The organism is Delftia sp. WY8, from assembly GCF_018437695.1.
Taxonomy (GTDB): domain Bacteria; phylum Pseudomonadota; class Gammaproteobacteria; order Burkholderiales; family Burkholderiaceae_C; genus Comamonas; species Comamonas tsuruhatensis.
In genome coordinates, this window is sequence record NZ_CP049795.1 from 1734636 (window position 1) to 1761149 (window position 26514).

At 68.2% G+C, this 26514-nt stretch carries 26 protein-coding genes and 1 riboswitch; of the genes, 13 read left to right on the forward strand and 13 right to left on the reverse strand.

The features are described 5' to 3' along the window. Positions 1–143: 143 nt before the first annotated feature. The 3 genes from G4D77_RS07960 to G4D77_RS07970 all read left to right on the forward strand — a co-directional run bounded on the left by G4D77_RS07960 (position 144) and on the right by G4D77_RS07970 (position 3893). Positions 144–1340 carry an acyl-CoA dehydrogenase gene (locus G4D77_RS07960; RefSeq protein ID WP_016448959.1) on the forward strand — a complete coding sequence of 399 codons (1197 nt, stop codon included), beginning with the start codon at positions 144–146 and terminating at the stop codon, positions 1338–1340. 189 nt (positions 1341–1529) lie between these two features. Beyond that, positions 1530–2777 (forward strand): CaiB/BaiF CoA transferase family protein, encoded by a 1248-nt coding sequence (locus G4D77_RS07965; RefSeq protein WP_013803646.1) that lies wholly within the window; start codon positions 1530–1532, stop codon positions 2775–2777. A 141-nt stretch (positions 2778–2918) separates the two neighbouring features. Next, positions 2919–3893 carry a tripartite tricarboxylate transporter substrate binding protein BugE gene (locus tag G4D77_RS07970; protein ID WP_047325859.1) on the forward strand — a complete coding sequence of 325 codons (975 nt, stop codon included), beginning with the start codon at positions 2919–2921 and terminating at the stop codon, positions 3891–3893. A 46-nt stretch (positions 3894–3939) separates the two neighbouring features. Here the strand turns inward: G4D77_RS07970 and G4D77_RS07975 are convergent, their stop codons facing one another. Next, positions 3940–4818, reverse strand: coding sequence for a LysR family transcriptional regulator (locus tag G4D77_RS07975; RefSeq protein WP_154835083.1), 879 nt, complete (start codon positions 4816–4818; stop codon positions 3940–3942). 117 nt (positions 4819–4935) lie between these two features. On the opposite strand from G4D77_RS07975, the gene G4D77_RS07980 reads away from it, so the two are divergent. Further along, a complete protein-coding gene (locus tag G4D77_RS07980; RefSeq protein ID WP_154835085.1) occupies positions 4936–5397 on the forward strand; it encodes a nucleoside deaminase in 462 nt (153 codons plus the stop codon). A 4-nt stretch (positions 5398–5401) separates the two neighbouring features. Then, positions 5402–6640 carry a cyanate transporter gene (locus G4D77_RS07985; protein WP_154836408.1) on the forward strand — a complete coding sequence of 413 codons (1239 nt, stop codon included), beginning with the start codon at positions 5402–5404 and terminating at the stop codon, positions 6638–6640. 6 nt (positions 6641–6646) lie between these two features. Here the strand turns inward: G4D77_RS07985 and G4D77_RS07990 are convergent, their stop codons facing one another. The 3 genes from G4D77_RS07990 to G4D77_RS08000 all read right to left on the reverse strand — a co-directional run bounded on the left by G4D77_RS07990 (position 6647) and on the right by G4D77_RS08000 (position 9093). Next, entirely contained in the window at positions 6647–7870 is a 1224-nt protein-coding gene (locus G4D77_RS07990; RefSeq protein ID WP_012204124.1) for a sugar transporter, read from the reverse strand. Between the two features lie 100 nt (positions 7871–7970). Continuing rightward, the gene (locus G4D77_RS07995) at positions 7971–8360 is read right to left on the reverse strand and encodes a VOC family protein (protein ID WP_016448965.1); all 390 of its coding nucleotides are present in this window, start codon (positions 8358–8360) and stop codon (positions 7971–7973) included. A gap of 79 nt (positions 8361–8439) precedes the next feature. Further along, on the reverse strand, positions 8440–9093 hold the full coding sequence (locus G4D77_RS08000; RefSeq protein ID WP_016448966.1) for an NAD(P)-dependent oxidoreductase: 654 nt from the start codon (positions 9091–9093) through the stop codon (positions 8440–8442). 123 nt (positions 9094–9216) lie between these two features. Here G4D77_RS08000 and G4D77_RS08005 point away from each other — a divergent pair, with 123 nt between their 5' ends. After that, the gene (locus G4D77_RS08005) at positions 9217–10173 is read left to right on the forward strand and encodes a LysR family transcriptional regulator (protein WP_047325862.1); all 957 of its coding nucleotides are present in this window, start codon (positions 9217–9219) and stop codon (positions 10171–10173) included. A 47-nt stretch (positions 10174–10220) separates the two neighbouring features. Here G4D77_RS08005 and G4D77_RS08010 read toward each other — a convergent pair whose 3' ends face one another. Both G4D77_RS08010 and G4D77_RS08015 read right to left on the reverse strand, forming a co-directional pair. Then, positions 10221–11351 (reverse strand): branched-chain amino acid ABC transporter substrate-binding protein, encoded by a 1131-nt coding sequence (locus tag G4D77_RS08010; protein WP_016448968.1) that lies wholly within the window; start codon positions 11349–11351, stop codon positions 10221–10223. A 158-nt stretch (positions 11352–11509) separates the two neighbouring features. Then, on the reverse strand, positions 11510–12052 hold the full coding sequence (locus G4D77_RS08015) for a 6,7-dimethyl-8-ribityllumazine synthase (protein ID WP_016448969.1): 543 nt from the start codon (positions 12050–12052) through the stop codon (positions 11510–11512). 109 nt (positions 12053–12161) lie between these two features. Continuing rightward, positions 12162–12330: riboswitch (FMN riboswitch) on the reverse strand. Between the two features lie 278 nt (positions 12331–12608). Here G4D77_RS08015 and G4D77_RS08020 point away from each other — a divergent pair. Further along, complete coding sequence (locus G4D77_RS08020; RefSeq protein ID WP_154835087.1) at positions 12609–13256, forward strand: hypothetical protein; 648 nt, start codon at positions 12609–12611, stop codon at positions 13254–13256. Positions 13257–13352: 96 nt separating this feature from the next. Then, positions 13353–14051: a DUF4124 domain-containing protein gene (locus tag G4D77_RS08025; protein ID WP_223275177.1), complete on the forward strand. Its 699-nt coding sequence runs from the start codon at positions 13353–13355 to the stop codon at positions 14049–14051. Position 14052: 1 nt separating this feature from the next. Here the strand turns inward: G4D77_RS08025 and G4D77_RS08030 are convergent, their stop codons facing one another. After that, positions 14053–15072, reverse strand: a complete 1020-nt coding sequence (locus G4D77_RS08030; protein WP_193726160.1) for an SDR family oxidoreductase — start codon at positions 15070–15072, stop codon at positions 14053–14055. A 68-nt stretch (positions 15073–15140) separates the two neighbouring features. Here G4D77_RS08030 and G4D77_RS08035 point away from each other — a divergent pair, with 68 nt between their 5' ends. Together G4D77_RS08035 and G4D77_RS08040 are read left to right on the forward strand one after the other, a co-directional pair. After that, positions 15141–16193 carry a CDP-6-deoxy-delta-3,4-glucoseen reductase gene (locus G4D77_RS08035; RefSeq protein ID WP_016448973.1) on the forward strand — a complete coding sequence of 351 codons (1053 nt, stop codon included), beginning with the start codon at positions 15141–15143 and terminating at the stop codon, positions 16191–16193. Between the two features lie 100 nt (positions 16194–16293). Continuing rightward, a complete protein-coding gene (locus G4D77_RS08040) occupies positions 16294–17262 on the forward strand; it encodes a Bug family tripartite tricarboxylate transporter substrate binding protein (RefSeq protein WP_043790482.1) in 969 nt (322 codons plus the stop codon). Positions 17263–17346: 84 nt separating this feature from the next. Here the strand turns inward: G4D77_RS08040 and folK are convergent, their stop codons facing one another. From folK to hda, 4 genes are all read right to left on the reverse strand, one after another. Beyond that, positions 17347–17862: a 2-amino-4-hydroxy-6-hydroxymethyldihydropteridine diphosphokinase gene (gene folK, locus G4D77_RS08045; protein WP_034365366.1), complete on the reverse strand. Its 516-nt coding sequence runs from the start codon at positions 17860–17862 to the stop codon at positions 17347–17349. Beyond that, positions 17837–19420, reverse strand: coding sequence for a polynucleotide adenylyltransferase PcnB (gene pcnB / locus G4D77_RS08050; RefSeq protein ID WP_154835089.1), 1584 nt, complete (start codon positions 19418–19420; stop codon positions 17837–17839). The genes folK and pcnB overlap by 26 nt, the downstream gene beginning before the upstream one ends. Continuing rightward, positions 19417–20118, reverse strand: coding sequence for a histidinol-phosphatase (locus G4D77_RS08055; RefSeq protein WP_047325866.1), 702 nt, complete (start codon positions 20116–20118; stop codon positions 19417–19419). Before G4D77_RS08055 ends, pcnB begins: the two co-directional genes overlap by 4 nt. 88 nt (positions 20119–20206) lie before the next feature. Beyond that, a complete protein-coding gene (hda, locus tag G4D77_RS08060; protein WP_026062235.1) occupies positions 20207–20905 on the reverse strand; it encodes a DnaA regulatory inactivator Hda in 699 nt (232 codons plus the stop codon). Between the two features lie 323 nt (positions 20906–21228). Between hda and purM the strand changes: the two genes are divergently transcribed. Both purM and G4D77_RS08070 read left to right on the forward strand, forming a co-directional pair. Beyond that, the gene (gene purM / locus G4D77_RS08065) at positions 21229–22281 is read left to right on the forward strand and encodes a phosphoribosylformylglycinamidine cyclo-ligase (RefSeq protein ID WP_154835091.1); all 1053 of its coding nucleotides are present in this window, start codon (positions 21229–21231) and stop codon (positions 22279–22281) included. A 17-nt stretch (positions 22282–22298) separates the two neighbouring features. Then, positions 22299–23357: an AI-2E family transporter gene (locus G4D77_RS08070; protein ID WP_016448979.1), complete on the forward strand. Its 1059-nt coding sequence runs from the start codon at positions 22299–22301 to the stop codon at positions 23355–23357. Between the two features lie 19 nt (positions 23358–23376). On the opposite strand, the gene G4D77_RS08075 is transcribed toward G4D77_RS08070, so the two are convergent. Both G4D77_RS08075 and murJ read right to left on the reverse strand, forming a co-directional pair. Then, positions 23377–24222, reverse strand: coding sequence for a SirB1 family protein (locus G4D77_RS08075; protein ID WP_016448980.1), 846 nt, complete (start codon positions 24220–24222; stop codon positions 23377–23379). 50 nt (positions 24223–24272) lie between these two features. Further along, positions 24273–25838, reverse strand: coding sequence for a murein biosynthesis integral membrane protein MurJ (gene murJ / locus G4D77_RS08080; protein WP_074921696.1), 1566 nt, complete (start codon positions 25836–25838; stop codon positions 24273–24275). A gap of 181 nt (positions 25839–26019) precedes the next feature. Here murJ and rpsT point away from each other — a divergent pair, with 181 nt between their 5' ends. Next, entirely contained in the window at positions 26020–26319 is a 300-nt protein-coding gene (rpsT, locus tag G4D77_RS08085; protein ID WP_016448982.1) for a 30S ribosomal protein S20, read from the forward strand. The last annotated feature ends 195 nt before the right edge of the window (positions 26320–26514 follow it).

A 26514-nucleotide genomic window follows, 5' to 3' on the forward strand; every position in this document is an offset into this window, starting at 1 on the left:
ATGGATGAACAAACATCGTTTGCGCCACGCGCAGGCCCGCTTCTAAGATGCGTCGCAACAACGCTCCATGGTCACAGCCTGCCCGGCTTTGGCATATGGCAGCGACCCGCCCTTGACCTCTTTGTTTTTGGAGAAACCACGCCATGGCCCGCAACAGCTTCCAATGGGATGACCCCTTCCAGCTCGACCAGCAACTGAGCGAAGACGAGCGCATGATCCGCGACGCGGCCCATGCCTACTGCCAGGAGAAGCTGGCACCCCGCGTGCTGGAAATGTTCCGCCATGAAAAGACCGACGTGAGCATCTTCCGCGAGATGGGCGAGCTGGGCCTGCTGGGCCCCACCATCCCCACGCAGTACGGCGGCGCGGGCCTGAACTATGTCAGCTACGGCCTGGTGGCGCGCGAGATCGAGCGCGTGGACTCGGGCTACCGCTCCATGGCCAGCGTGCAAAGCTCGCTGGTGATGGTGCCCATCAATGAATTCGGCACCGAAGACCAGAAGAACAGGTACCTGCCCAAGCTGGCCAGCGGCGAGTTCATCGGCTGCTTCGGCCTGACCGAACCCGACCACGGCTCCGACCCCGGCAGCATGTCCAGCCGCGCCTACAAGGTGGACGGCGGCTACCGCCTCAAGGGCAACAAGATGTGGATCACCAACAGCCCCGTGGCCGACGTGTTCGTGGTCTGGGCCAAGGAAGTGACCGAGGACGGCCATGTGGGCGAGATCCGCGGCTTCATCCTGGACAAGGGCATGAAGGGCCTGTCGGCCCCGGCCATCCACGGCAAGGTGGGCCTGCGCGCCTCCATCACGGGCGAGATCGTGATGGACGATGTCTTCGTCCCCGAGGAAAACGCCTTCCCCGAGGTGCGCGGCCTCAAGGGCCCCTTCACCTGCCTGAACAGCGCACGCTTCGGCATTGCCTGGGGCGCCCTGGGCGCAGCCGAGTTCTGCTGGCACACGGCGCGCCAGTACACGCTGGACCGCAAGCAGTTCGGCCGCCCCCTGGCCGCCAACCAGCTGGTGCAGAAGAAGCTGGCCGACATGCAGACCGAGATCACCCTGGGCCTGCAGGCCGCGCTGCGCGTGGGCCGCATGAAGGACGAGCACCAGAACGTGATCGAGATCACCTCGCTGATCAAGCGCAACAACTGCGGCAAGTCGCTGGACATTGCCCGCATGGCGCGCGACATGATGGGCGGCAACGGCATCAGCGACGAGTTCGGCGTGGCCCGCCACCTGGTCAACCTGGAAGTGGTCAACACCTACGAAGGCACGCACGATGTGCATGCGCTGATCCTGGGCCGGGCGCAGACTGGCATCGCAGCTTTTGCCAACTGACCCCCTGAGGCGCTTCGCGCCTTCCCCCTTCTCGCTTCGCGGAGGGGGACGACGCCCTCGCCGCGAGGCGGCTCTTGCTCGGCGTCCCTGGCCTGCTCCACGCCCATGTCACACGCTATGGGTGATGGAAGCTCAAGCCCTGAGCTGAACTACCAGCGGCATCGGGCGCGCTCATATTTCTTCCCTCTCATGTCCTCCACATCCTCCGCGCCGGCCGCATTGGCTGGCATCAAGGTGCTTGATCTTTCCCGCGTGCTGGCCGGGCCCTGGTGCACGCAGACGCTGGCCGACCTGGGTGCCGATGTGATCAAGGTCGAGCGGCCCGTGGCCGGCGATGACACGCGCCACTGGGGCCCTCCGTTCCTGCCGCGCGACGATGGGCAGGCCACGCAGGAGGCCAGCTATTTCACGGCCTGCAACCGCAACAAGCGCTCGGTCACCATCGACATGTCCACCCCCGATGGGCAGCAGCTGATTCGCCAGATGGCGGCCGGGGCCGATGTGCTGGTGGAGAACTTCAAGGTCGGTGGCCTGGCGCAGTACGGGCTGGACTACGAAAGCCTCAAGGCGCTCAACCCGCGCCTGATCTATTGCTCGGTCACGGGTTTCGGCCAGACCGGCCCGTATGCCGAGCGCGCGGGCTACGACCTCATGGTGCAGGCCATGTGCGGGCTGATGAGCATCACCGGCCATGCCGACGAGGCGCCCGGAGGCGGCCCGCTCAAGGTGGGCGTGGCCGTGATCGATGTCTTCACGGGCCTGTATGCCAGCAATGCCATCCTGGCCGCGCTGCATGCGCGCCAGGCCTCGGGCCGGGGCCAGCACATCGACATGGCCCTGCTCGACGTGGGCATGGCCGTGCTGGCCAACCAGGCCGCCGGCTTTCTGGCCACGGGCGAATCGCCGGGCCGCGCCGGCAACATCCACCCCAGCCTGGCGCCCTACCAGGACTTCGCCACGGCCAACGGCAACGTGCTGCTGGCCATTGGCAACGACGGCCAGTTCGCGCGCTTTTGCGCCGCCGTCGGCGAAGCCGGCTGGGCGCAGGACGAGCGCTTTGCCACCAACACCGCGCGCGTGCGCAATCGCCAGGCGCTGCTGGAGCGGATGGTGCCCCTCATGAAGACACGCGGCACGGCCGAATGGATTGCGCTGCTGGAAGACAAGGCCGTGCCCTGCGGCCCCATCAACACCATCGCCCAGGCCTTCGACGACCCGCAGGTGCGCGCACGCGGCATACGCGTCGAGCTGCCGCGCGAGGCCGGCGACGGCATCTCGCGCATCGCCGGCGTGGCCAGCCCCATGCGGCTGAGCGACACCCCGCCCGTGCTGCGCAGCGCACCGCCCTCCCTGGGCCAGCACACCGATGAAGTGCTGGGCGAGCTGGGCATTGCGCCCATGGCCATCCAGGCGCTGCGCTCGCGCGGCGTGGTCTGATCGCCTGCGCCAGGCAACACCGCCTCCTCCAAATCTTTTTCCTCAAGCACCGCCATACGAATGTCTTAAAAAAACCCAGCCTTCCCACCCGTCGGTGCCTCACAACAAACGCTCACAACATCCATTCAAGGAGACAACACCATGACTCACACCACTCGCATCGCGCTCGCCGGCATCCTCGGCGCCCTCACGCTGTCGGGCGCAGCCCATGCCCAGGGCTACCCTGCCAAACCCATCAAGCTGCTCGTGCCCTTCGCGGCCGGCGGCACCACCGACCTGATCGCGCGCATCGTGGCCGAGCCGCTGGGCCGCGCCCTGGGCCAGCCCGTGGTGGTCGAGAACAAGGGCGGCGGCGGCGGCAGCATCGGCGCGGCCGAGACGGCGCGCTCCCAGCCCGACGGCTACAGCCTGGGCATCGCCACCGTGTCCACCACGGCCACCAACCCGGCGATCAACCCCAAGATCCCGTACAACGTGCTGACAGACTTCACGCCCATCGTGAACATCGCGGCCACGCCCAACATCATTGCGGCCCACCCCAAGTTCGCGGGCAAGAACTACCAGGAGTTCCTGGCCGAGGTGAAGAAGAACCCCGGCAAGTACTCCTACGCCTCGCCCGGTAACGGCAGCATCACCCATCTGATGATGGAGATGTTCAAGCTGTCCACGGGCACCGACATCACCCACGTGCCCTACCGTGGCAGCGGCCCCGCGCTGAACGACGCCGTGGCCGGCCAGGTTCCGCTGATCTTCGACAACCTGCCCTCCGCACTGGGCTTCGTCAAGGAAAAGCGCCTGGTGCCCATCGTGGTGGCCGCGCCTCAGCGCCTGGCAGCGCTGCCCGATGTGCCCACCTTCAAGGAAGTGGGCCTGGCCCCCGTCAACCGCATGGCCTACTACGGCATCGTCGGCCCCAAGAACCTGCCGCGCGAAATCGTGGACAAGGTCAATGCCGCCACGCGCAAGGTGCTGCAGGACCCCGCCATCAAGAAGCGCATCGAGGAAACCGGCTCGCTGATCGTGGCCGACACGCCCGAGCATTTCTTTGAAGAGATCAAGGCCGAACTGGCGGTCTACAAGGAAGTGGTGCAAAAGCAGAACCTGACGATGGATTGAGCCAGCGCGTCACCCGCCGACCATCCCCTCCACGGCGGGGATTTTTTCAGGCTTCGCCAGCGGCAGGCGACAGCAACGCCTCGCACACCCCACACAGGCGCCCGGCCAGACGCCGGCCCGGCGCCGACAACTGGGCCCGCACGTGCAGTGCCACTTCCACATCAGGCACGGGGGCGAAGCCGGCCATGCCGTCGAGCAGGCGGTGGCCGGGCCCGACCAGCCGGCGCGGCAGCAGGCTGATGCCCAGGCCCTGCTCCACGGCGGCTTCCAGGCTGGCCAGGCTGGCGCTCTCATAGGCCAGGCGCCAGCGCCGGCCTGCGGCATCCAGCGCATGCGTCATCTCGCTGCGGTACAGGCCGCCCTGTGGAAACACCACCAAAGGCAAGGGATCCATCCCGTGGCAGGGATGCCGCGCACTGTCTATCCAGGCCAGCGGTTCAGGCCAGCGCGCCATGCCGGGCGTGCTGCCGCTGCGCTGCTTGACGATGGCCAGGTCCAGCTCGCCGGACTGGAACTGCTGCCATATCGCCTGCGACAGCCCGCTGGTCAGCTCCAGGCGCAACTGCGGCTGGCTGCGCGCCAGCGCGCCCAAGGCGGGCATCAAGGCATTGCCGGCAAAGTCCTCTGGTACGCCGATGCGCAGCACGGCCTCGGTGGCGCCAGCCAACTGCTCCACGGCCTCGTCCATGAGCGCGAGGATGCGTTGCGCATAGGCCAGCAGGCGCTCTCCTTCCAGCGTGCATTCCACATGGCGCCCGCTGCGGTCCAGCAGCGTGCAGCCCATTTGCTCCTCCAGCCTGCGGATCTGCTGGCTGACCGTGGACTGGGTCAGGTGCACGCCCTGCGCCGCGCGCGTGAAGCTGCCGGTTTCGGCCACGGCGCAGAAGCTGCGCAGCAGGGTGGGGTCTATGGAAGAGGGCTGCATGGGGCTTGGGCGAATTTCAGTGGCTTTGTCACTGCCTGGCATTTGATCATTTAATTTTCCAATTGATGGCCCCCGTCCTAGACTGCGGCCTCAGCTCCCGATTGCCCAGCCATCCCCATGCAAGAACAAGAACACATCCGCCTGCTGCGCCATGCCGTGCAGCTGGCGCACGACAACCGCCTGCGGGGCGGCCGGCCCTTCGGCGCCCTGCTCGCGCGCGAGGGGCAGATCCTGTCCACGGGCGTCAACGAGATCGTGCAAAGCCATGACCCCAGTGCCCATGCCGAAATGCAGGCGCTGCGCGCCGGCACGCGCGCCCAGGCCAACCCCAGCCTGGCTGGCTGCACCATCTACGCCAGCGGCCACCCCTGCCCCATGTGCCTGGCGGCGCTGGTGATGGCCGGGGCCGAGCAGGTTTTCTTCGCCTTCGACAACGCGGACGCCCAGCCTTACGGCCTGTCCAGCGAAGGCGCCTACCAGCGGCTGCGCATGCCGCTGCAGCCGCCACCGCTGCCCCTGAGGCGGCTGGACACGGGCATCACGGCGGCCCAGCTGTATGGCAACGCCCCCTGGGCCTGAAGCCATGTCGTCCATTGCGCCCACACGCACCGAGGCGCCTGCTGCAGCACACGCCATTCCAACGGCGCTGTGGCTGGCCACCGTCGTGCTGGTCACGCTGAACCTGCGCCCGTTTCTCACGGCCATCGGCCCGCTGGGACCGCAGATCCAGTCCGCCACCGGCATGGATCTGTCCACGCTGTCCTGGCTGACCCTGCTGCCCATGGCGTTGATGGGCCTGGGCGCCTGGCTGGCCCCGGCCGCGCTTCAGCGCCTGGGTCCGCGCCGCGCCGTGGTCGGGTCCTTGGCGGTGATTGCGCTGGGCTGCGCGCTGCGCGTGGCGGGCTCCAGTGCGGCCACCCTGCTGGCCACGGCCGCGCTGTGCGGCGCTGGCGTGGCCCTGGTGCAAGGCGTGCTGCCGGGCCTGATCAAGCGCCAGTCGCCCGCACGCATGGCGCAGATGATGGGGCTGTACTCGGCCGCGCTCATGGGCGGCGGCGCCCTGGGCGCCCAGATTTCGCCGCTGGCCGTGCAATGGGGACTGGACTGGCGCCTTGCGCTGGCGCTGTGGACTGCGCCCGCCCTGCTGGCATTGGCGCTGGCGCGGCATGCGCTGCATGCGTTGCCGGCTCCGGCGCCCATGGCAGGGGCCAACGCCACGCAAGACACCGGCTGGCTGCGCCAACGCCCGCGCACCTGGCTGCTGATGGCCTGCTTCGGCCTCATCAATGGCGGCTATGCGGCCATGGTGGCCTGGCTTGCGCCCTTCTACCAGACGCACGGCTGGAGCCCCGCGCAAAGCGGCGGCCTGGTCGCCCTGCTGTCGGTGGCACAGGCCGGCGCCGCGCTGGGACTGCCCGTGCTGGCCGCGCGCCATGCCGACCGGCGGCCATGGCTGGGGTTCACGCTGCTGTGCCAGATCATCGGCCTGGCCGCGCTGGCCTGGTGGCCTGATGCGGCGCCGCTGCTCAACATCGTCATCCTCGGCATCGGCCTGGGTGGCTGCTTCGCGCTGATGATGGTGGTGGCGCTGGACCATCTTCCCCACCCCACGCAGGCCGGGGCGCTCAATGCGCTGATGCAGGGCGGCGGCTTTCTGATTGCGGCGCTGGCGCCCTATGTGATCGCCCGGCTGCACCAGTTCACGGGCGGATTCAGCGCCGGCTGGCTGGCACAGATGGCCGCCGTGCTCGTGGTCTGCGTGCTGGTGTCACGCCTGGCGCCGCAACGCTACGCCCAGGACATGCGGGCACCCGGCGACTGACCCGCTTCAGTGCGCGGCCTGGAAGCCGGCCGACCAGCGCACGAAGGCCCAGATGCACCAGGCCAGGCCCAGCGCCACCAGGCCGCCGCCGATCCAGCCGATGTTCTGCATGCCCGCGTGCATGCTGACCTGGCTGCCCAGCAGCGCACCGCCGCCAATGCCGATGTTGAAGATGCCCGAGAACATGGACATGCCCACATCGGTGGCGTCGGCCGCCAGCTTGAGCACCTGGGACTGCATGGCCAGGGCGAAGCAGATCATGGCGACACCCCAGACCGAGCTCATCACGTAGAGCGATGCCTCATGGCCCGAGGCCGGCACCAGCATCAGCAGGCTGGCCGACAGCACGCCAATGGCGGCCAGCAGAAAGCCGCGCGGATGGCGCAGGCCCCACCAGCTGAACATCACGCTGCCCACGATGCCCATGCCGCCGTACAGCAGCAGCACGGCCGTGGTCACCTTGCCCTCGAAGCCCGCGATGTCCTGCACGAAGGGCTCGATATAGCTGTAGGCCGTGAACTGCCCGGTGATCACGACCACCAGCAGGATGTAGATGGACAGCAGCGCCGGACGGCGCAGCAGCATGGGCACGCTGGCCAGGTTGCCCGCGTTCTCGCTGGGCAGGCGCGGCAGCAGCCGGGCCAGGGCCACCATGACGATGGCGGCCACCCCGCCCACGGCCAGGAACGTCGTGCGCCAGCCCAGCCATTCGCCCACGATGCGGCCCAGCGGAATGCCCAGCACCATGGCCATGGAGGTGCCGGTGGCCAGCAGGCTCAGCGCCACGGCCTTCCTGCCGGGCGGCGCCACGCGCACGGCCAGCGAGGCCGTGATGGACCAGAACACCGCATGCGACAGCGCGATGCCGATGCGGCTGACCATGAGCGAGGCAAAGCTCCAGGCCACGCCCGACAGCACATGGCTGGCCACGAACAGCGCGAACACGCCCATCAGCAGCTTGCGCCGCTCCACATTGCGCGTGAGCAGCATGAAGGGCAGCGAGGCCAGGGCCACGATCCAGGCATAGATGGTCAGCATCAGCCCGACCTGCTCGGTGGGCATGCCAAAGCTCGCGCCAATGCTGCTGAGCAGGCCCACGGGCACGAACTCGGTGGTATTGAAGACGAAGGCGCCCAGCGCCAGCGCGATCACGCTGAGCCAGGCCTGGGCGGCCGTGGGTGTGGATGACGCGGAAACGGAGCCGGCCGCAGCGGAGACGGAAGGGGGCATGGGGAACGTGGGGCCTTTTTTGTTGCAGCGCAATATTGTGCTGCGCCATGCGACCGCCTGATGTCAGCTGCCGCGCAGGCCCCAGTGCCGCCAGGGGGACTCAGGCCGGAGGCAGGTGGCAGACGGCCTCGATGTTGTGGCCGTCGGGGTCGAGCACGAAGGCCGCGTAATAGTCGTCGTGGTAGTGCGGTCGCAGGCCGGGCTCGCCATTGCAGCGCCCGCCTGCGGCCAGGGCGGCCGCGTGGAAATCATCGACCATGTTGCGGTTGTCCACGCGAAAGGCCACATGGATGGGCGGCTGGTTGGGCTCGCCGCCGGTGATCCAGAAATCAGGCTTGGGCGGCTCGCCAAAGCCGGCCGTGTCGCCGTGGCCGGTGAGCTCGGCGGACAGCTCCATCAGGATCTCGTAGCCCAGGGGAGCCAGCGCCCGCGCATAAAACTCCCGGCTGCGGTCGAAGTCCGATACGAGGATTCCCGTGTGGTCGATCATGGCGGCGCTCCTGCCTGTTCGTGACAGGCACCAGCATGCCATGGAGGCCGCCTGCGCACCAGCCGGGAGCCCCCGGTGCTCAGTAAGCGACGGTAAAGCGCTCGCGCAGGTGCAGGCCCTTGTCCAGCGCATCGACCAGGGCCACGGCCAGATCGGCGGCGGAGATGGTGCCGGGCTGGCCGTCGGCCTGCATCAACGGCTCATCCTTGCCCGTGCGGTACTGGCCCGTGCGCTCGCCATGGTCACCCAGGTGCAGGGCAATCGGCGGGCTCAGCATCGTCCAGTCCAGGCCCTGCTCCTTTTGCAGATCGTTGAGGGCATCGCGCGCAGCCGAGGCGCCGGGCTTGATGGCGGCCGGGAACTCGGGCGTGTCCACCAGTTGCCTGCCGGGCGCGATGTAGAGGCTGCCCGCACCGCCCACCACCAGATAGCGCTTGACGCCAGCCGCCTTCGTGCCCGCCACGATGGCGCGCGAGCCGCGCATGAAGTCCTCATAGATGTCGGGATTGCCCCAGCCCGCGTTGTAGGCGCTGACCACGGCGTCCGCGCCTGCCACGGCCCGCTGCACGGCGGCGGCATCCAGCACATCGGCCTGCACGGCGTGCAGATGCGGCTGGGCCGCCAGCCTGGCGGGGTCGCGCACCAGGGCCACGACCTCGTGACCGCGCTGCAGCAGCTCCTTCAATACCGCCGAACCCACAAAGCCGGTTGCGCCAATGAGTGCCACTTTCATCTTCATTCCTTTGCGGCGCCTGGGCGCCTGTTCACGATGGCATTGAGATTACGCCGTTCACAATCACTGCGGAAGACAGCAGTTTTCACCAACAGCTTGAAGCACCACTTCACAATACAGCCCATGGACGACTACAAACGCATGGCCGTTTTCGCCGCCGTGGTGCAGCACGGATCGATGAGCGCCGCCGCGCGCGCCCTGGGCATGAGCCCCTCGGCCGTGAGCCAGCAGGTGCGCCAGCTCGAGCGCGACGGCGGCGTCACCCTGCTGCACCGCTCCACCCGGCAGATCGCCCTCACCGACACGGGCGAGCGCTACTACCAGCAGTGCGCCGCCATGGCACAGGCCGCCAGCCAGGCGCGGGCCGAGCTGGCCGCCGCGCGCGACGAGCCCGGCGGCGAACTGCGCCTGTCAGCCACCGTGGGCTTTGCGCGCCATATCGCGCCAGCCCTGGGCAGCTGGCTGGCCCGGCATCCGGCACTGCGCCTGCACCTGGATGTGGACGATGCTCCCATCGACCTCATCCAAAGCCGCATCGACCTGGCGCTGCGCTTTGGCCGTCTGGCCGACTCCGGCTGGGCAGCCCGGCGCCTGGGCGCCATGCGCAACTGGCTGTGCGCCTCGCCCGCATGGATACAGGAGCACGGCGGCGGCGCGGCCTGGCGCCACCCGGCACCGCTGGCCAGCGCGCGCTGGCTGGGCCTTGCGCGCGAAGGCCAGGGCCAGGCCCTGCGGGCCGAGGCATGCCACCCGGCCACGGGCGAGACCTACAGCCTGCAGGTGCAGCCCCATGTGGCCAGCAACAACCAACTGTCCCTCCAGCAGATGTGCGAGGCCGGCCTGGGCCTGGCCCTGCTGGGCAGCATGGACGTTGCCGACGCGGTGGCCGAAGGACGCCTGGTGCGCCTGCTGCCCGACTGGGACTTCGGCGGCCTGGACATCTGGGCCGTCACCCCGCAGCGCCAGGCCCAGCCCGCCAAGGTGCGCCAGGCCATTGCCGCGCTGCAGGCCTATCTGGCGCAGTTGCCCGGCGTGGTCGATGCGCCGGCGCAGGCCCCGGCCGAGGTCCCGGGCCGATAAAAAAAGCCCGCACAAGGCGGGCATGAAAACGAAGGAAGGACAGGCTCTCAGTCGAGGGCCGTCTTCTGGCCGTTCTTGAACACGCTCAGCGTGTACGAAGGGTTCTTCATCTCGCCGTTCTTCTCGAAAGCGATCTTGGAGGTCACGCCCGAGTAGTCGGCCTTCTGCAGGAAGGGGATGTAGACCTTGGGGTCCCAGGAGTTGGCGCGCTTCATGGCGTCGGCCAGCATCATGGTGGCGTCGTAGAAGTACGGGCTGTAGACCTGGAACTGGCCGGGGTACTTGGCGTCGTAGCGCTTCTTCCATTCCGTGCCGCCAGGCATCTTGGCCAGCGAGGCGCCGCCGTCGGCGCAGATCACGTTGTCCAGCGGCTTGGCGCCGGCGGCCACCTTGGCCAGCTCGGGCACGCACAGGCCGTCGCCGCCGAAGTACTTGGCATCGTTCATGCCCAGCTGGGCCATCTGGCGCAGCATGGGGCCGGCCTGGCCATACATGCCGCCGTAGAAGATGCCTTCGGGCTTCTTGGCCTTGATCGAGGTCAGGATGGCCATGAAGTCCGTGGCCTTGTCGTTCGTGAACTCCGAGGCCACGACCTTCACGCCCAGCTTTTCCGCATCCTTCTTGAACACATTGGCCAGGCCCTGGCCGTAGGCCGTGCGGTCATCGATGATGGCCACGGTCTTGAGCTTGAGCGTTTCGGCCGCGTACTTGGCCAGCGCCGCGCCCAGCGCGTTGTCATTGGCAATCACGCGGTAGGTGGTGTTCCATCCGGGCTTGGTCAGGTCGGGGTTGGTGGCCGCGCCCGTGATCATGGGAATGCCGCAGTCCTGGAAGACCTTGGACGAGGGGATGGCCACGCCCGAGTTGAGGAAGGCCACGGCGCCGGCGACCTTGTCGTCGCACAGCTTCTGCGAAGCGGCCGTACCCTGCTTGGGATCGGCCACATCGTCTTCGGCCACCAGCTGGAACTTGACCTTCTTGCCGGCGATCTCCATGCCCTTGGCATTGAGGTCGTCAATGGCCATGCGCACGCCGTTCTCGTTGTCCTTGCCGAAATTGGCCTGGGGTCCGGACACGGGGCCGATGTGGCCGATGCGGATCACCTGCTCCTGGGCCATGGCCACGCCACCCATGCCGGCCACGACGGCCGCAATACACAACTTCCGGGACATCTTCATCGCGCACTCCTCAGTTGAAACAGGCCGTCACGTTATTCCCGTCATCGCGGCTTGGCAATGGCGCGTCACGCCGCGTGACGGGACCGCGACACTCGGCCCCAACTCAGTGTTTACGAGAATCCATCCCCAACCAAAGCTGTGCTGGGAGGCTGGCCGGCTCACGCCGCGCGCGCCTGGCCCAGTGCCTGTACCTGCGCCAGCTGGTCCAGCGCCGCCAGGCAGGCATGCGCCACTTCCACGCCCTTCTTCACGAAGTGGGCACGGAAGAACTCCACATGGTCGCCATGTTCGTGGAAATCGCGCGGCGTGAGCACGGCCGAGAACACCGGCACTTCGGTATCGAGCTGCACGCGCATCAGGCCGTCGATCACGGCCGAGGACACGAACTCGTGGCGATAGATGCCGCCGTTGACCACCAGCGCGCAGGCGATGACCGCGTCGAAACGGCCGCTGTCGGCCAGCTTCTTGGCCAGCAGCGGGATCTCGAAGGCGCCGGGCACGTTGAAGTGGCTGATGTTCTGCGCGGCCACTCCCTGGGCCTGCAGCTCGGCCGCCATGGAGTCGCGCGCCTGGTGCACGACATCGGTATGCCAGCTCGCGCAGATCACGGCCACGCGGCTGCGGCCCGCGACGGCCTTCCACGGCGTGCCCGAGGCCGTGCCGTGTGCGGAGAAGTTCAAGGAGACAGGAGTCTGATTCATGGTGCTCTTTCGAGATGAGACAAATGAATCAGGGCGCGCGCCATGGCGCCGCATGGCGCGGCACAGCCCATGGGACAACCATGGGCATGGCGCCTGCCATGCAGGTGCTGCGCGATCTCTTTCATCCGGACTGTGACCGTCGGCTCTGGCATCTCACCAGATCTGCTGACCCCGGCCGGCCTTGCGGCTAGCCGGGCGCTCGCGGGCTGCTGGACACATGCCGAAAGACAGATCCAGATACCGCCGGTGGGGAATTTCACCCCGCCCTGAGAACGCTGCTTTGCGGCGCACGGACTGCGCGCCGCCAAAGACAGCGGCCATTCTAGTCCCGCGCAGATGCCATTGCGGCGATCGGGGCGACCGCAGCCATTGCGCGCTGTGCCTGCGGATTTCATCTGGAAGCACCTACAGCACATGGACCAATTGCTATCAAAATAGAAGCTCCGCTGTCGCCGTCGTTGCCTCGCCAGGACGATCCAGGTCAACCATTGAGGCCTGTCAAACGTCATATGAAGAGATCCAGACAGGAAACACGCCTTTGCCCGGACACCACACCATGACCCGAACCAACGCCTCCCCCACGCAGCAGCGCCCGCAGCCTGGCCTGCGCCCCCTGCGCCTGCTGGCCGGCCTTGGCCTTGCAGCGCTGGTCACCGCCTGCGCCGTGCCGCCCGATGGCTATTCGGACATGGGCTCCGGCTACCCCAGCTATCCCAGCTACCCGTCCTATCCCAGCTATCCGTCGGGCGGCGTCGTCTACCCCTCGTATCCCACGCAGCCCGCCTATCCGGACAACGGCTGGTACGAGCGCCAGCGCCTGCAGCGCGAACGTGAGCGCCTGCAGTACGAGCGCGAGCGCATCCAGCAGGAACGCAACCGCGATGCCTGGCGTGACCGCCAACAACGCGAGCGTGAAATGCGCGAGCGCGAGCGCGACCGGGACCGGGACCGCCAGGCCCAGGACCGCGACCGCCAGTTGCGCGAGCGCATGCAGGAGCAGCAGCGCCGCGAAGCCGAGCGCCAGCAGCGGGAGCGCGAACGCGACCAGGGCCAGCAGCAGCGCGAGCGCGAACGCCAGCAACGGGACCGGGAGCAGCAGCAGCGTGACCGCGAGCAGCAGCAACGCGCCATCGAGCGCATGCAGCGCGAAAGCCAGGGCGGTGGCAACCCCTACCCCACCCAGGATCCGCGCCACTGGCGCTGAACGGCTGACGGGCGGCATTTCCAGCCCCTGGGCGCCGCCCCATAATCGGCAATACACCGCATCCCTGTGCCGCTTGTGATGGGAAAGGAAACCGCCATGCACCGTACCCAAGACCTTGGCCACACCGGCCGCCGTTCATCGGCGGCCGCGCGCTGGGCGCTGGCGGCGCTTGTACCGATGTTTGTACCGCTGGTGCTGGCGCTCACCGCAGGCCCGGCCTCGGCCCAGGTCATCCGCTGCACGGACGCCAAGACCGGCCGCGTCACCTACACCAACAGCAGTTGCAAGGACGGCGAAAACCGCGTGCAGGTGCAGGAAGCCCCCAGCCCCGAAGAGCTGGAGCGCGAGCGCGCGCAGTCCGCCGCCGCCATAGAGCGCAAGAACCAGCAACTGGCCCGCGAAGAGGCCGAGCGCCGCACGCGTGCCCAGCAGCAGGAACGCGAGGCACGCAGCCGGCGCGAGCGCGAGAACTCGGCCCAGCGCGACGGCGGCGACTCCCCGGCCTGCCAGCAGGCGCGCCGCCGCCTGGACACCATCCTGGCCGAGGCCAATCCCGATCCTGCCACCTGGGGCCCGCGCAGCCAGGCCGCCCAGCAGCAGATGGAGATGGCCTGCCTGGGTCCCAAGGCCTATGAACAGCTGCAGCAATCGCGCGCATTGCAGCCCAATGCCATCAACCGGCCGTGGATCGTCGGACGCCCCGTGCCGCCGCAGCCGCTGCCGCCTTCGGCCCCCATCTCGCACTGCAACGTGTTCCGCTGCTACGACACCAACGGCGGCATCCACCCGCGCTGATTCAGGCGCGCAGCCCCTGCTCCACGGACGGGTAGCGCAATCTCAGGCCCAGCTCCTCCTTCAGGCGCTGGTTGCGCAGGCGGCGTGACTCCCCCATGAAGCTCAGCAGGCTGGCCGGCAGCTCGCGCTGCGCCTGCTCGCGCGTGATGCGTGCGGGGCGCGGCAGTCCATAGAGATCGGCCGCAAGGTCGAAGTAGTCGCCCATGCGCAGCTGCGTATCGTCGCTGGCGTGGTAGATGCGCTGCGGCCGGCCAAGCCACAGCGCCCGCACGCAGGCGCGGGCCAGGTCGTCGGCATGGATGTGGTTGGTATAGACATCCTCTGCGGCGCACAGCAGGGGTGTCCCTCGCAGCAGGCGCCCGCGCGGCGTGCCGTTTTCCCGGTCCGGCGCATAGATGCCCGGGATGCGCAGAATGCTGGCGCGCAGGCCGCCGCGCCCGGCAAAGCGCACGGCTCGCTCGGCGTTCACGCGGCGCTGGGCACGCGCCGTGGCCGGTGCGGGCGGGCGGCTTTCGTCGATCCAGGCGCCCTCGCAGTTGCCATAGACGCCGGAGGTCGAGCCATAGACCAGGCTGGCCGGCCGGCCGCGAAGGCGCAGCACGCGCAGCAAAGCCGTGGTGCGCGGGTCCAGCCACCAGCCATCTTCGCCGGCAGGCGGATTGGGCGGCGGCGCCAAATGGACGACGCGCGTGGCCAGGCCGGCCAGACGGCGCAGCGTGGCAGGCGCGTCCAGATCGCCCAGCAGCGGCGTGATGCCGCGCCCGCGCAGATCCTGCAGGCGCTCGGCGCCACGCGTCAGGGCCAGCACGCGCGGGCCCCGTCGTGCGGCACCCGAACGGGCGACGGGCGCGCCCGCCAATGCACCAGCCACGCGCAGCCCCACGTCGCCGCAGCCGACGATGAGCACGCGTTCGCGTCGAAAGCGCGCCGGCAGCGCGCCCAATGGGTTTTGGTTTGAGGGCAAAATCCTGGCCTGTTGCGAGGGCGGCCACCCGCGCGCCGCCGGTCGCGGCAGCGGCATGTCCGTCCGGGAAAGAAGATCGCCGGCGCGCTCCACGCGCCGCCAGCGCCCCCGAGGATACCGAGAACATGACCGAGATAGCCAACGCTTCCCACGAAATCACCGTACAGCCCAGCGGCCGCGCCTTCGCCACGCAGGGCAGCGAGACCATCCTGGCCGCCGCCATCCGCTGCGGCGTGGGCCTGCCCTATGGCTGCAAGGACGGTGCCTGCGGCTCCTGCAAGTGCAAGAAGCTGCTCGGCGAGGTCACCCATGGCGCCCACTCGGAAAAAGCGTTGACCGCCCAGGAAGAGGCCGACGGCTATGTGCTGACCTGCTGCGCCACGCCCAGCACCTCGGTGGTGCTGGAGTCGCGCCAGGTGACCGATGCCAGCGCCTTCCCGATCAAGAAGATGCCCGTGCGCGTGGCCACGCTGGAGAAGAAGTCGCACGACGTGATGCAGGTGCGCCTGCAGCTGCCCGCTGCAGACAAGTTCCGCTACCACGCAGGCCAGTACGTGGAATTCATCCTGCGCGACGGCGCCCGCCGCGCCTACTCCATGGCCACGGCCCCCCATGTGCAGGACACGGCACCAGGGCTGGAGCTGCACATCCGCCACATGCCGGGCGGCAAGTTCACCGACCACGTGTTCGGCGCCATGAAGGAAAAGGAAATCCTGCGCGTGGAGGGCCCGTTCGGCAGCTTCTTCCTGCGCGAGGACAGCGACAAGCCCCTCATCTTCCTGGCTTCGGGAACGGGCTTCGCCCCCATCAAGGCGCTGCTGGAGCACATCCGCCACAAGGGCATCACCCGCTCCGTCACCCTGTACTGGGGAGGACGCCGGCCCGAGGACCTCTACCTCGACGCCTGGGTGCGCGAGCAGGCCGAGGCCATGCCCCAGCTGTGCTATGTGCCCGTGGTCTCCGACGCGCTGCCGGAAGACGGCTGGACCGGCCGCACGGGCTTCGTGCACCAGGCCGTGCTGGACGACTTTGCCAACTTGTCCGGCCATCAGGTCTATGCCTGCGGTGCGCCCATCGTGGTGGATTCGGCACGCCATGCCTATGTGGAGCAACGCGGCCTGCCGGCGGAAGAGTTCTACGCGGACGCGTTCACCTCCGAGGCCGACAAGGCTTCCTGAGTGCGCAGAAGGTGGCACGGATCAAGCAATACGCAGAAAAATTGCTTCCCATACCTGCGCGCAGCCAGGTGTCGCAATTTTTTTGCACAATAGCGCCCCTATGAACCGTAGAAACAGCCTTCTCTCGGTCATGGCGGCCGCTGCTGCCCTGGCCTCCCCGCTTGCCCTGGCGCAAGAGCCCATCCGCCTGATCGTGCCCTATGCGCCCGGCGGTCCGCTGGACATCACCGCGCGCGCGCTGGCCGAGCGGGTGCGTGACTCCCTGGGGGTGGTGATCATCGACAACAAGGCCGGCGCCGGCGGCAACATCGGCGCCGACGCCATTGCCCGCGCCACGCCGGACGGCATGACCATCGGCCTGGCCGCCACGGCCACCCATGCCGTCAATCCCTGGCTGTACACCAAGATGCCCTACGACGCGGGCAAGGACTTCGCGGGCATCACCCAGATGGTGCGCGTGCCCAACGTGCTGGTGATGAATGCGGCCCGTGCCGAGCAGCTCAAGATCCACAGCGTGGCCGACCTGATCGCCTACGCCAAGTCCCACCCCGGCAAGCTCAACTACGGCAGCGGCGGCAACGGCAGCGCAGGCCACCTGGCCGGCGAAATGCTCAAGCAAAAAGCCGGCATCTTCGCCCTGCACGTGCCCTACCGTGGCGCCAACCCGGCCCAGCTGGCCCTGCTGTCGGGCGAGGTGGACTTCAACATCGACAACCTGGCTGCCGCTGCGCCCAATATCCGCTCGGGCAAGCTCAAGGCGCTGGCCGTGACCTCGCTGAATCCCACCACGCTGCTGCCCGGCGTGCCCGCACTGTCCAAGACCTTCCCCGGCTTTTCCATCGACACCTGGTGGGGCCTGGTGGCCCCGGCCGGCACGCCCAAGCCCGTGCTGGACAAGCTGAGCCGGGCCTTTGCCGACGCACTGGCCGCGCCCGAGACCAAGACCCGCTTCGAGACCCTGATGGCCGAGCCCGTGTCCTCCACGCCCGCCGAGTTCGACAGGTTCATGGCGGCCGAGCGCGCCAAGTACCAGGCCATCGTCAAGGCCTCCGGAGCGAAGGTGGACTGAGCCGATCCATCGCGTCCCGCCTGGCAAAAAGCCGCAGCCGCCCTCAGGGCGCTGCGGCTTTTTCATTCAGGCCACTGTCGGGATTCAGGCTTGCCGGAGATGCCAGCCAGGCTTGTGCGCCAGGCAGATGCCCTGCCCCGCCACGGCCTGCAGCTGCGCGGGCGTGACGCGCTCAGGCGCGATCTCGGCCAGCGGCACAAGCACGAAGGCGCGCTCGTGCATGCGCGGGTGCGGCACGCTCAGGCGCGGCAGCGCGATGCGCTCGTCGCCCCACAGCTCGATGTCCAGGTCCAGCGTGCGCGGCGCATTGCGGTAGGGGCGCTCGCGCCCGGCCGCCAGTTCGATGGCCTGCAGCGCATCGAGCAGCGCCAGCGGCTGCAGCGTGGTGCGCACAGCGGCCACGGCGTTCAGATAGTCGGGACCGCTGGAATCGATGGGCGCCGTGCTGTAGAGCGAGGAAACGGCCAGCAGGCGCGTGCCCGTCAGGCCGCCGATGGCCTTCAAGGCCTGGCCCAGGGCCTGGCCGCAGTCACCGAGGTTGGCGCCCAGGCCGATGGCGACCCAGTGGCCTGGCTCATTCATCGCCGCCCATGCCGCCATCGCCCCCGCCCTGGGGCTTGCGGCGGCGGCGCCGCCGCTTCTTGGGCGCTGCAGCCTCCTCGCCGCCAGCCTGTGCCGGTGCGGGATCCTCAGGCTGCACGCCTTCCGCCAGGTTCACGCCATCGCGCGGCTGGCGGACCTTGGGCACGCGATGCACCTTGGGTTCGGCGCTGCGCTGGCGGGCGCGCTGCTCGTCGCGCGCCTGGGCGATCAGGTCGTCGCGGCGCGCGTCGTCGGCATTCTGGAACTCCTGCCACCAGCTGGCCAGGCTTTCCTCGACCTCGCCGATGTCGGCGCGCAGCCGCATGAAATCGAAGCCCGCGCGAAAGCGCGGCTGGGCCACCAGGCTGAACGGCGTGGCGCCCGTGCGCTTGTCGAAGCGCGGCTGCATGACCCAGATCTCGCGCATGTCGGCGGCCAGCTTGCCGCGGCCCGAGACATCGCCGATGCGCTGGTCGAACACTTCGTCGATGGATTCCTGCAGCGCGGGGAACGGGTGCTGGCGCTGGTTCAGGCGGCGCTCCCAGCCGGTCTTCACGTCATGCCACAGCACGCAGGCCAGCAGGAAGCTGGGCGCCACGGGCTTGCCTTCCTCGACACGGCGATCGGTATCGGTCAGCGCGGCCTGCACGAAGGGCTGCTCGGCACGCTCGACCACCACATCCAGCAGCGAGTAGATGCCGCGCGCCAGGCCCAGGCCGCGCAATTGCTCCACCGAAGCCAGCGCATGGCCGGTCTGCAGCAGCTTGAGCATTTCATCGAACAGGCGGCTTTGCGGCACATCGGCCAGCAGCGGCTCGCACTCCACCAGGGGCTTGGCCGTCTTGGGCTCGAGCTTGAAGCCCTTGCCCGCCAGCTTGGCGGCGAAGCGCACGGCGCGGATGATGCGCACCGGATCTTCACGGTAGCGCGTGGCCGGGTCGCCAATCATGCGCAGCATGCGCTTCTTGGCGTCGTCAATGCCCTTGTGATAGTCGACCACGATCTGCGTGCGCGGGTCGTAGTACATGGCGTTGATCGTGAAGTCGCGGCGCGTGGCATCCTGGTCCTGCGGACCCCAGACGTTGTCGCGCAGCACGCGGCCGCTGGCGTCCACCGCATGGTGCATGCCGGCGAGCTGGGCCTTGCTGGTGCGCTCGTTGCCGCTCACGGCCTCGGCCGCGCTGTTGTCCAGGAAGGCGCGGAAGGTGGAGACTTCGATGACCTCGTTCTCGCGCCCGCGGCCATAGACCACGTGCACGATGCGAAAGCGCTTGCCGATGATGAAGGCGCGGCGGAACAGGCCCTTGACCTGCTCTGGCGTGGCATTGGTGGCCACGTCGAAGTCCTTGGGGCGCAGGCCCAGCAGCAGGTCGCGCACGGCGCCGCCGACGATGTAGGCCTCGTAGCCCGCGTCCTGCAGCGTCTCGACCACGTCGAGGGCACGCTGGTCCACCAGGTTGGGATCGATGCCGTGCACCTGCACGGGCACCTCCTGGCGCTTGCCGAAGGGCGACTTGCGCGCCCGTGGGGCGGCCGAGGCCTTGCCCAGCAGCTTGTCGATGATGTTCTTGATCATGGTGCTTCGCCAAACAGGTCCAGAATGCGCCAGCCACGTTCCTGGGCCAGGGCGCGCAGCCGAGTGTCGGGGTTGGTGGCCACGGGGTGGTCCACGCGCTCGAGCAGGGGAACGTCGTTCCAGGAGTCGCTGTAGAAGGAGGTCTCCACGCCGCTCCACTGCAGGCCGCGCGCATCCAGCCACTGCTGCATGCGCTGCACCTTGCCGCCGCGCATGCTGGGCGTGCCACGGATCTCGCCCGTGAACCAGCCCTGCGCGTCGCGCTCCAGTTCCACCGCGATCAATTCCTGCACGCCGAGGGCGGCGGCGATGGGGCGCGTCACGAACTCGTTGGTGGCCGTGACGATGATGATCTGGTCGCCCGCCTGCTGGTGCGTGCGCAGCAGCTCCAGTGCCTGGGGACGGATGGCGGGGGTGATCACCTCGCGCATGAAGCGCTCGTGCGCCTCGGCGGCCTGCTGCGCGCCACGGGCGCAGAAGGCCTCGGTGGCAAAGCGCACATAGTCGTGCACGTCGAGCGTGCCCGCCTGGTAGTGCGCGAAGAACTCGGCATTGCGGCGGCCGAACTCGACCGGATCGGTCCAGCCGATGCGCGTCGTGAACTCGCCCCACTCATAGTCCGAATCGAGCGGCAGCAGCGTGTGGTCCAGGTCGAACAACGCCAGCCGGGGCCGGAGTTGCTTCTGATCAGAGGTCATGCATATCCTAAAAAAATGGGTCCCGCGCTGCCCTTGCAACGCAGGCTCCGCCGGCTCCCGCAGTCCCTGCCCACAAGAAAATGCGGGCTCATTCGGTTTCCAGCATCGTCTTGAGCAACGGAATGGTGATGGCGCGCTTGTTGCGCAGCGCAAAGCCGTCGAGCATGTCGAGCAGCTGCATCAGGCTGCCCAGGTCACGCGAGAAGCGCTTGAGCATGTAGTCCATCACATCGTCGCCCAGAAAAACGCCACGGGCATCGGCCTCCTGGCGCAGCACCGCGCGGCGCGCGGTTTCGTCGAGCAGCTGCAGCTGGAACACATGGCCCCAGCCCAGCCGCGTGCGCAGATCCTCGCGCAGCTTGAGGTCTGCCGGCGGCAGCGGGCCGGCCCCCAGCACCCAGCGCGGCGAGCCCGTGGCCGGGCTCGTCGCATTCACAAACCAGTTGAAGGCCCGCGCCTGCTGCAGCGGAGTGTAGATGTCCACATCGTCCATCAGCACTGCCGCCCAGCGCTCGTCGAAGGGCGGCGGGAACAGGGTGGAGGCATCCATCCAGCCCACCATGGCACCCTGCTCGCGCAGGGCCTCGCGCACGGCCTTGAGCAGATGGGTCTTGCCCGAGCCCGATTCGCCCCAAAGATAAGTGGGCACTGGCGTGCGGGCCGTCTGCATGCGGCCATCGCCCACCCAATGGCGCAAATGATCGATCACCGCGGCATTGGGGCCGACGAAAAAGCGCGACAGCGTCGGGCTCGACGCCATGCTGATATCCAGAGCCAGCTGCTTCATCTGCGACATACGCGCAGCGCCCCCTTTCCTGTGTCCAGGCGGGTCCATGCGGCAAAAGCAGGCAAAGGAATCGGCAACGGCATTGGGTTGATGGCAAAGACAGGCCCGCCCTGCCGCAGCGCTGCGGCAAGGCGGGCGACGCCGGGGCGTTCCCGGGCGCAACAGGGATTTTAGTCTGCGCGGCGCACGGCACGGCGGCAGCCGGCCCGCTTGTGCAACGAAAGCCCCCTCGAAGCCCACTGGCGCGCGCGCCTGCCGGCGGCCGGCGCCGTAGAATCCCGGGGTTCCAGCCCGGCCTCGGGCCTACCGCACCGTACCCATCCATGAGCTCTTCTGCCCCCTCCTCTACCCCGATCTCCTACAAAGACGCCGGCGTCGACATCGTCGCTGGCGACGCGCTGGTCGAGCGCATCAAGCCGCTGGCCAAGAAGACCATGCGCGAAGGCGTGATGGCCGGCATCGGAGGCTTCGGCGCACTGTTCGAGGTGCCCAAGCGCTACAAGGAGCCCGTGCTGGTCTCGGGCACCGACGGCGTGGGCACCAAGCTCAAGCTGGCCTTCGAGTGGAACATGCACGACACCGTCGGCATCGACCTGGTGGCCATGAGCGTCAACGACGTGCTGGTCCAGGGCGCCGAGCCCCTGTTCTTCCTCGACTACTTCGCCTGCGGCAAGCTGGACGTGGACACGGCCGCTGCCGTGGTCGGCGGCATTGCGCGCGGCTGCGAGCTGTCGGGCTGCGCACTGATCGGCGGTGAAACCGCCGAAATGCCCGGCATGTACCCGGCCGGCGAATACGATCTGGCCGGCTTTGCCGTCGGCGCCGTCGAAAAGTCCAAGATCCTCACGGGCCAGAGCGTGGCTGCTGGCGACGTGGTGCTGGGACTGGCCTCGGCCGGCGTGCACTCCAACGGTTTCTCCCTGGTGCGCAAGTGCATCGAGCGCGCCGAAGCCCAGGGCAGCCTGCCCGACACGCTGGACGGCAAGCCGTTCAAGCAGGCCATCATGGAACCCACGCGCCTGTACGTGAAGAACGTGCTGGCGGCGCTGGAGCAGCACCCCATCAAGGCGCTGGCCCACATCACGGGCGGCGGCCTGCTGGAGAACATCCCCCGCGTGCTGCCCGAAGGCCTGGCCGCCCACCTGGATGCCGGCAGCTGGCCCCAGACCGAGCTGTTCGCCTGGCTGCAGAAGACGGCCGGCATCGACGCCGTGGAAATGAACCGCACCTTCAACAACGGCATCGGCATGGTCGTTGTCGTGCCCGCCGAGGCTGCCGAAGCCACGGCCGCCACGCTCGCGAAGCTGGGCGAGACGGTCCACACCATCGGACGCATCGCCGCACGCGGCGAGGGCGAGCCTGTCGAGGTCCGCTGACCACGGGCCCGCAGCGCATGACCCAGCACCTGCCCTCGCCCATCATCTCCCCGCAGCCCGCGCCCACGCGCGGCGTGACGCTGTCCAGCTATGTGCTGATGGCCGGCGCCCTGCTGCTGATCATGTGGCAGGGGCTGCTGCCGGGCATGCTGTGCGTCTGCGTGGGCTTTCTGGTCACGCGCGCGCTTGCCGGGCTGCTGTCACGCGCCCAGCCCAAGTCCCGGCGCGGCTCGCTGCCGCGCTGGACGCAACTGGTGGCAGCCACCATCGTCATTCTTGCGCCGCTGGCCCTGCTCAGCGGCGCGCTGTCGCACACGCGCACCTACATCACCGACGCGCCACAGCAGTACCGCGAGCTGCTCGACTATCTGGCGCACACGGTGCTGGAGCTGCGTGACAAGCTGCCGGCCGACATGGCCGACCAGCTGCCGGACGGCGCACAGGAAATCCAGCACCTGCTGGCCAGCTACCTGGCCGCCAAGGCCGGCGCCCTGGCCCATGCGGGCCGCGCCTGGCTCACCGGCCTGCTCTATGCCTACGTGGGCCTGATCATCGGCGCCCTGGCCGCCGTGCGTCCCATGGTCACGCGCCGCCCGCCCCTGGTGGCAGCGCTGCGCGAGCGCATCCGGCTCATGGGACTGGCCTTCCGCCAGATCGTGGCGGCCCAGTTCTGGATTGCGGCCTTCAATACCTTTCTCACGGCCATCTTCCTTCTGGGCGTGCTGCCGCACTGGAACCTGACCCTGCCCTACACGCCAGCCCTGATCACGCTGACCTTCATTGCAGGCCTGGTGCCCATCGTGGGCAACCTGCTGTGCAATGCGGTGATCACCATCGTGGGCCTGTCGGTGTCCCCTGTGGCCGCCGCCGCCTGCCTGGGCTTTCTGATCCTGATCCACAAGGCCGAGTACGTGATCAACGCCAAGGTCGTGGGCCAGCGCACGCACATGGGCGTATGGGAGCTGCTGGCGGTGATGTTCGTGGCCGAATCGGTGTTCGGCCCTGCAGGCCTGGTGGCGGCTCCGCTGTTCTACGCCTATCTCAAGAAAGAGCTGGAAGCCGTCCGGCTGGTCTGATCAGCCCACGCGCGGGCGGCTACAGCCCTCTCAGCCGCCGGATCACCTCGCGCACGGCCACGGCCTGCGCGCCCTGCTGGGACTGCAGGAAGCGCTCCAGGTCTTCAAGCGCACGCTCGGTCACCCCCCATTGCGCATAGGCCAGCCCCCGGTCCCGCAGGATCTCGGGCATGTCGGGCCGCAGCACGGCCAGCCGGTTGAGCACGGCCACCAGCAGCGGCCAGTCGCGCCGGGCATGGTGGATTTCCTGCAGGTTGCGCAGCATGCGCTCCAGAACGTCGCGCGGCGAGGCGCCCTGCAGGTACATGCCCAGCGGAGCGGCCTCTTCGGCCGACAGGCCCGCGCTCTGCCAGAAGGGCTCCAGCCGCTCGGCCAGGCTGTTGGCCGAAAAGGACTCGCCACTCAACGGGTCCATCACCACCTGCCCCTGGGGCAGGCGCATCTTGACCAGGAAATGGCCGGGAAAGCTCACGCCCTGCGCCGGCAGATCGATGGCCGCAGCCAGCTCCAGCCAGATCAGCGCCACACTGATGGGAATGCCGCGCCGCGTCTGCAGCACATGGTGGATGTAGCTGTTGGCGGGGTCGTAGTAGTCGTTGAGATTGCCGCCAAAGCCCAGCTCGCCGTAGAAGAACTGGTTGAGTCCGCGCAGGCACTGCAGCGGATCGGTTTCGCCGGCCAGGCGCTGGACCAGGCGCACCTGCAGCCGGTCCAGTTCGGCGCTGGCCGCCTGCAGGTCGAGATCGGGCACGGCATCCTGGGCGATGCTGATTGCCGCCTCCATCAGCGGCAGGTGTTCATCGCTTTGCACCAGCGCTGCAAAGTATTGCAGGGCCGTTGGCGTGTCGTCGTAGCTCCAGCTCATGATGCCTTGTGAATTTGCAGCGCCCAGGCCTGCAATTATGCGGGTTCGGGCTAGCGCCGCAGCAGTGCCCGCAGCTTGAGCCCGGCCGCCCACAGCGCGCCAAAGTACAGCAGGGCCGAGGCCGCCATCAGGCCGGCAAGCAGGCCCACGCGCTGCCATCCGTTGGCGCGCAGCGCAATCCAGTCGAAATGCTGGCTTCCCCAGGTCAGCAGCACGGCCAGCAGACTGCTGGCCGCAATCACCTGCAAGGCCAGCCGCCCCCAGCCGGGCTTGGGACGGTAGACGCCCCGGCGCAGCAGCCCCCACAGCAGCCAGCCCGCATTGACCAGGGCCGCCAGGCCGATGGACAGCGCCAGACCCGTATGCGCCATGAAGGGCACCAGCACCAGGTTGAGCAGCTGGGTGATGATCAGCACCACGATGGCGATCTTGACGGGCGTGCGGATGTCCTGGCTTGCGTAGTAGCCGGGCGCCAGCACCTTGATGGCCACCAGGCCCACCAGGCCGGCGCCGTAGCCCACCAGCGCCAGCGCGATCTGGCCCACATCGCTGTCCTGCAGCGCGCCACGGTGGAACAGCGTGGCCACGAGCGGCTCGGCGAAAGTGAGCAGCCCCAACGCGCAGGGCACGGAAAACAGCACCACCAGGCGCAGCCCCCAGTCCAGCATGGCCGAGTAGCGCTCCGAGTCGTCGGCCGCCTTGGCCGCGGCCAGCTGGGGCGTGAGCACCACGCCCAGCGCCACGCCCAGCAGCGCCGTCGGAAACTCCATGAGCCGGTCAGCATAGAACAGCCAGGTCACGCTGCCCGGCTGCAGATAGGAGGCGATCTGGGTGTTGATCATCAGCGAGACCTGGGCCACGCCCACGCCCAGCAGCGCCGGCGCCATCAGCCTGAGGATGCGGCGCACGCCGGCCTCTTGCCAAGCCTGGCGCAAGGCGGCTGGAGAAAACCCGATGCGCGGCAGCAGGCCCAGGCCTGCCAGCGCCGGCAGCTGTACCGCCAGCTGCAGCACGCCGCCCAGCATCACACCGCCGGCCATGGCATAGATGGGCTCTATGCCGCGCGCCTGCAGCCAGGGTGCACCCCAGAAGGCGGCGGCAATCATGGCCAGGTTCAGCAGCACGGGCGTGGCGGCCGAGACGGCAAAGCGCCGCCAGGTATTGAGCACGCCGGACGACAGCGCCACCAGCGACATGAAGCCGATGTAGGGGAACATCCAGCGCGTCATCAGCACGGCTGCGTCATAGCCTTCGGGCGACTGGCGCAGGCCGCTGGCCAGCAGCCAGACCAGCAGCGGCGCGCCGACCACGCCCAGCACGCAGGTCACGAGCAGCACCCAGAACAGCAGCGTGGCCACATGGGAGATCAGCCTGCGCGTGGCCTCCTCCCCCTCCTTGGCCTTGCTGGCGGCCAGCACCGGCACAAAGGCCTGGCTGAAGGCGCCTTCGGCGAACAGGCGCCGAAAGAGATTGGGAATCCTGAACGCGACATTGAACGCATCGGTCAGCGCATTGGCTCCGAACATGGAGGCCATGAGCAGATCGCGCACCAGCCCGGTGATACGGGAGGCCAGCGTCAGCAGGGAAACGGTGGAGGCGGCTTTGAACAGTGACACCGTGGGGAGTGTATGCGCTGGCACGGCCACCGCAGTTGCGTGCCCGGGCGGGCCGGACGGCTCTTGCACTCCGTTGCAACAGGCCCGATTGCGCGGCCTGGGGCCCACAGGCCCTGGAGGGACTGCATGCTATAATCCCGCGCTTCGCCGACAACATCCTCAGACACTAGGAATACATATCATGGCATCCAAGCCCGTAAAGAAGAACCCCCGCCTGGCATCCGGCCGCAAGCGCGCCCGCCAGGACGTCAAGCTCAACGCAGCCAACACTTCGCTGCGTTCCAAGTACCGCACCGCCGTCAAGAAGGTCGAGAAGGCCGTTCTGACTGGCGACAAGGCCAAGGCAACCGAACTGTTTGCCGCAGCCCAATCCGTTCTGGACACGATCGCCGACAAGGGCATCTTCCACAAGAACAAGGCCGCTCGCGACAAGAGCCGCCTGTCCGCCAAGGTCAAGGCCCTGGCAGCCCCCGCCGCCTAATCCACTTAGGCAACCGCACGGATGGCCCCGGCCATCTGCCGTTTGTAACGGGTGCGCTGTCAGCGAACGAGAAAACCGCCTTCGGGCGGTTTTTTTGTGCCTGGACAAAGGCGCCGCCATCGGCAATCGCACCGAAGGAAAAGCCCGGCTCCACCAGCAAAGCGCAGCCGAAAAAAAACGCACCCCAGGCGCGCT

Bases quoted from the DNA above. Each gene is read 5' to 3' on its own strand.
- G4D77_RS07960 (WP_016448959.1), top strand. From the start codon at position 144: ATGGCCCGCAACAGCTTCCAATGGGATGACCCCTTCCAGCTCGACCAG.
- G4D77_RS07965 (WP_013803646.1), top strand. From the start codon at position 1,530: ATGTCCTCCACATCCTCCGCGCCGGCCGCATTGGCTGGCATCAAGGTG.
- G4D77_RS07970 (WP_047325859.1), top strand. From the start codon at position 2,919: ATGACTCACACCACTCGCATCGCGCTCGCCGGCATCCTCGGCGCCCTC.
- G4D77_RS07975 (WP_154835083.1), bottom strand. From the start codon at position 4,818: ATGCAGCCCTCTTCCATAGACCCCACCCTGCTGCGCAGCTTCTGCGCC.
- G4D77_RS07980 (WP_154835085.1), top strand. From the start codon at position 4,936: ATGCAAGAACAAGAACACATCCGCCTGCTGCGCCATGCCGTGCAGCTG.
- G4D77_RS07985 (WP_154836408.1), top strand. From the start codon at position 5,402: ATGTCGTCCATTGCGCCCACACGCACCGAGGCGCCTGCTGCAGCACAC.
- G4D77_RS07990 (WP_012204124.1), bottom strand. From the start codon at position 7,870: ATGCCCCCTTCCGTCTCCGCTGCGGCCGGCTCCGTTTCCGCGTCATCC.
- G4D77_RS07995 (WP_016448965.1), bottom strand. From the start codon at position 8,360: ATGATCGACCACACGGGAATCCTCGTATCGGACTTCGACCGCAGCCGG.
- G4D77_RS08000 (WP_016448966.1), bottom strand. From the start codon at position 9,093: ATGAAAGTGGCACTCATTGGCGCAACCGGCTTTGTGGGTTCGGCGGTA.
- G4D77_RS08005 (WP_047325862.1), top strand. From the start codon at position 9,217: ATGGACGACTACAAACGCATGGCCGTTTTCGCCGCCGTGGTGCAGCAC.
- G4D77_RS08010 (WP_016448968.1), bottom strand. From the start codon at position 11,351: ATGAAGATGTCCCGGAAGTTGTGTATTGCGGCCGTCGTGGCCGGCATG.
- G4D77_RS08015 (WP_016448969.1), bottom strand. From the start codon at position 12,052: ATGAATCAGACTCCTGTCTCCTTGAACTTCTCCGCACACGGCACGGCC.
- G4D77_RS08020 (WP_154835087.1), top strand. From the start codon at position 12,609: ATGACCCGAACCAACGCCTCCCCCACGCAGCAGCGCCCGCAGCCTGGC.
- G4D77_RS08025 (WP_223275177.1), top strand. From the start codon at position 13,353: ATGCACCGTACCCAAGACCTTGGCCACACCGGCCGCCGTTCATCGGCG.
- G4D77_RS08030 (WP_193726160.1), bottom strand. From the start codon at position 15,072: ATGCCGCTGCCGCGACCGGCGGCGCGCGGGTGGCCGCCCTCGCAACAG.
- G4D77_RS08035 (WP_016448973.1), top strand. From the start codon at position 15,141: ATGACCGAGATAGCCAACGCTTCCCACGAAATCACCGTACAGCCCAGC.
- G4D77_RS08040 (WP_043790482.1), top strand. From the start codon at position 16,294: ATGAACCGTAGAAACAGCCTTCTCTCGGTCATGGCGGCCGCTGCTGCC.
- folK (WP_034365366.1), bottom strand. From the start codon at position 17,862: ATGGCGGCATGGGCGGCGATGAATGAGCCAGGCCACTGGGTCGCCATC.
- pcnB (WP_154835089.1), bottom strand. From the start codon at position 19,420: ATGATCAAGAACATCATCGACAAGCTGCTGGGCAAGGCCTCGGCCGCC.
- G4D77_RS08055 (WP_047325866.1), bottom strand. From the start codon at position 20,118: ATGACCTCTGATCAGAAGCAACTCCGGCCCCGGCTGGCGTTGTTCGAC.
- hda (WP_026062235.1), bottom strand. From the start codon at position 20,905: ATGAAGCAGCTGGCTCTGGATATCAGCATGGCGTCGAGCCCGACGCTG.
- purM (WP_154835091.1), top strand. From the start codon at position 21,229: ATGAGCTCTTCTGCCCCCTCCTCTACCCCGATCTCCTACAAAGACGCC.
- G4D77_RS08070 (WP_016448979.1), top strand. From the start codon at position 22,299: ATGACCCAGCACCTGCCCTCGCCCATCATCTCCCCGCAGCCCGCGCCC.
- G4D77_RS08075 (WP_016448980.1), bottom strand. From the start codon at position 24,222: ATGAGCTGGAGCTACGACGACACGCCAACGGCCCTGCAATACTTTGCA.
- rpsT (WP_016448982.1), top strand. From the start codon at position 26,020: ATGGCATCCAAGCCCGTAAAGAAGAACCCCCGCCTGGCATCCGGCCGC.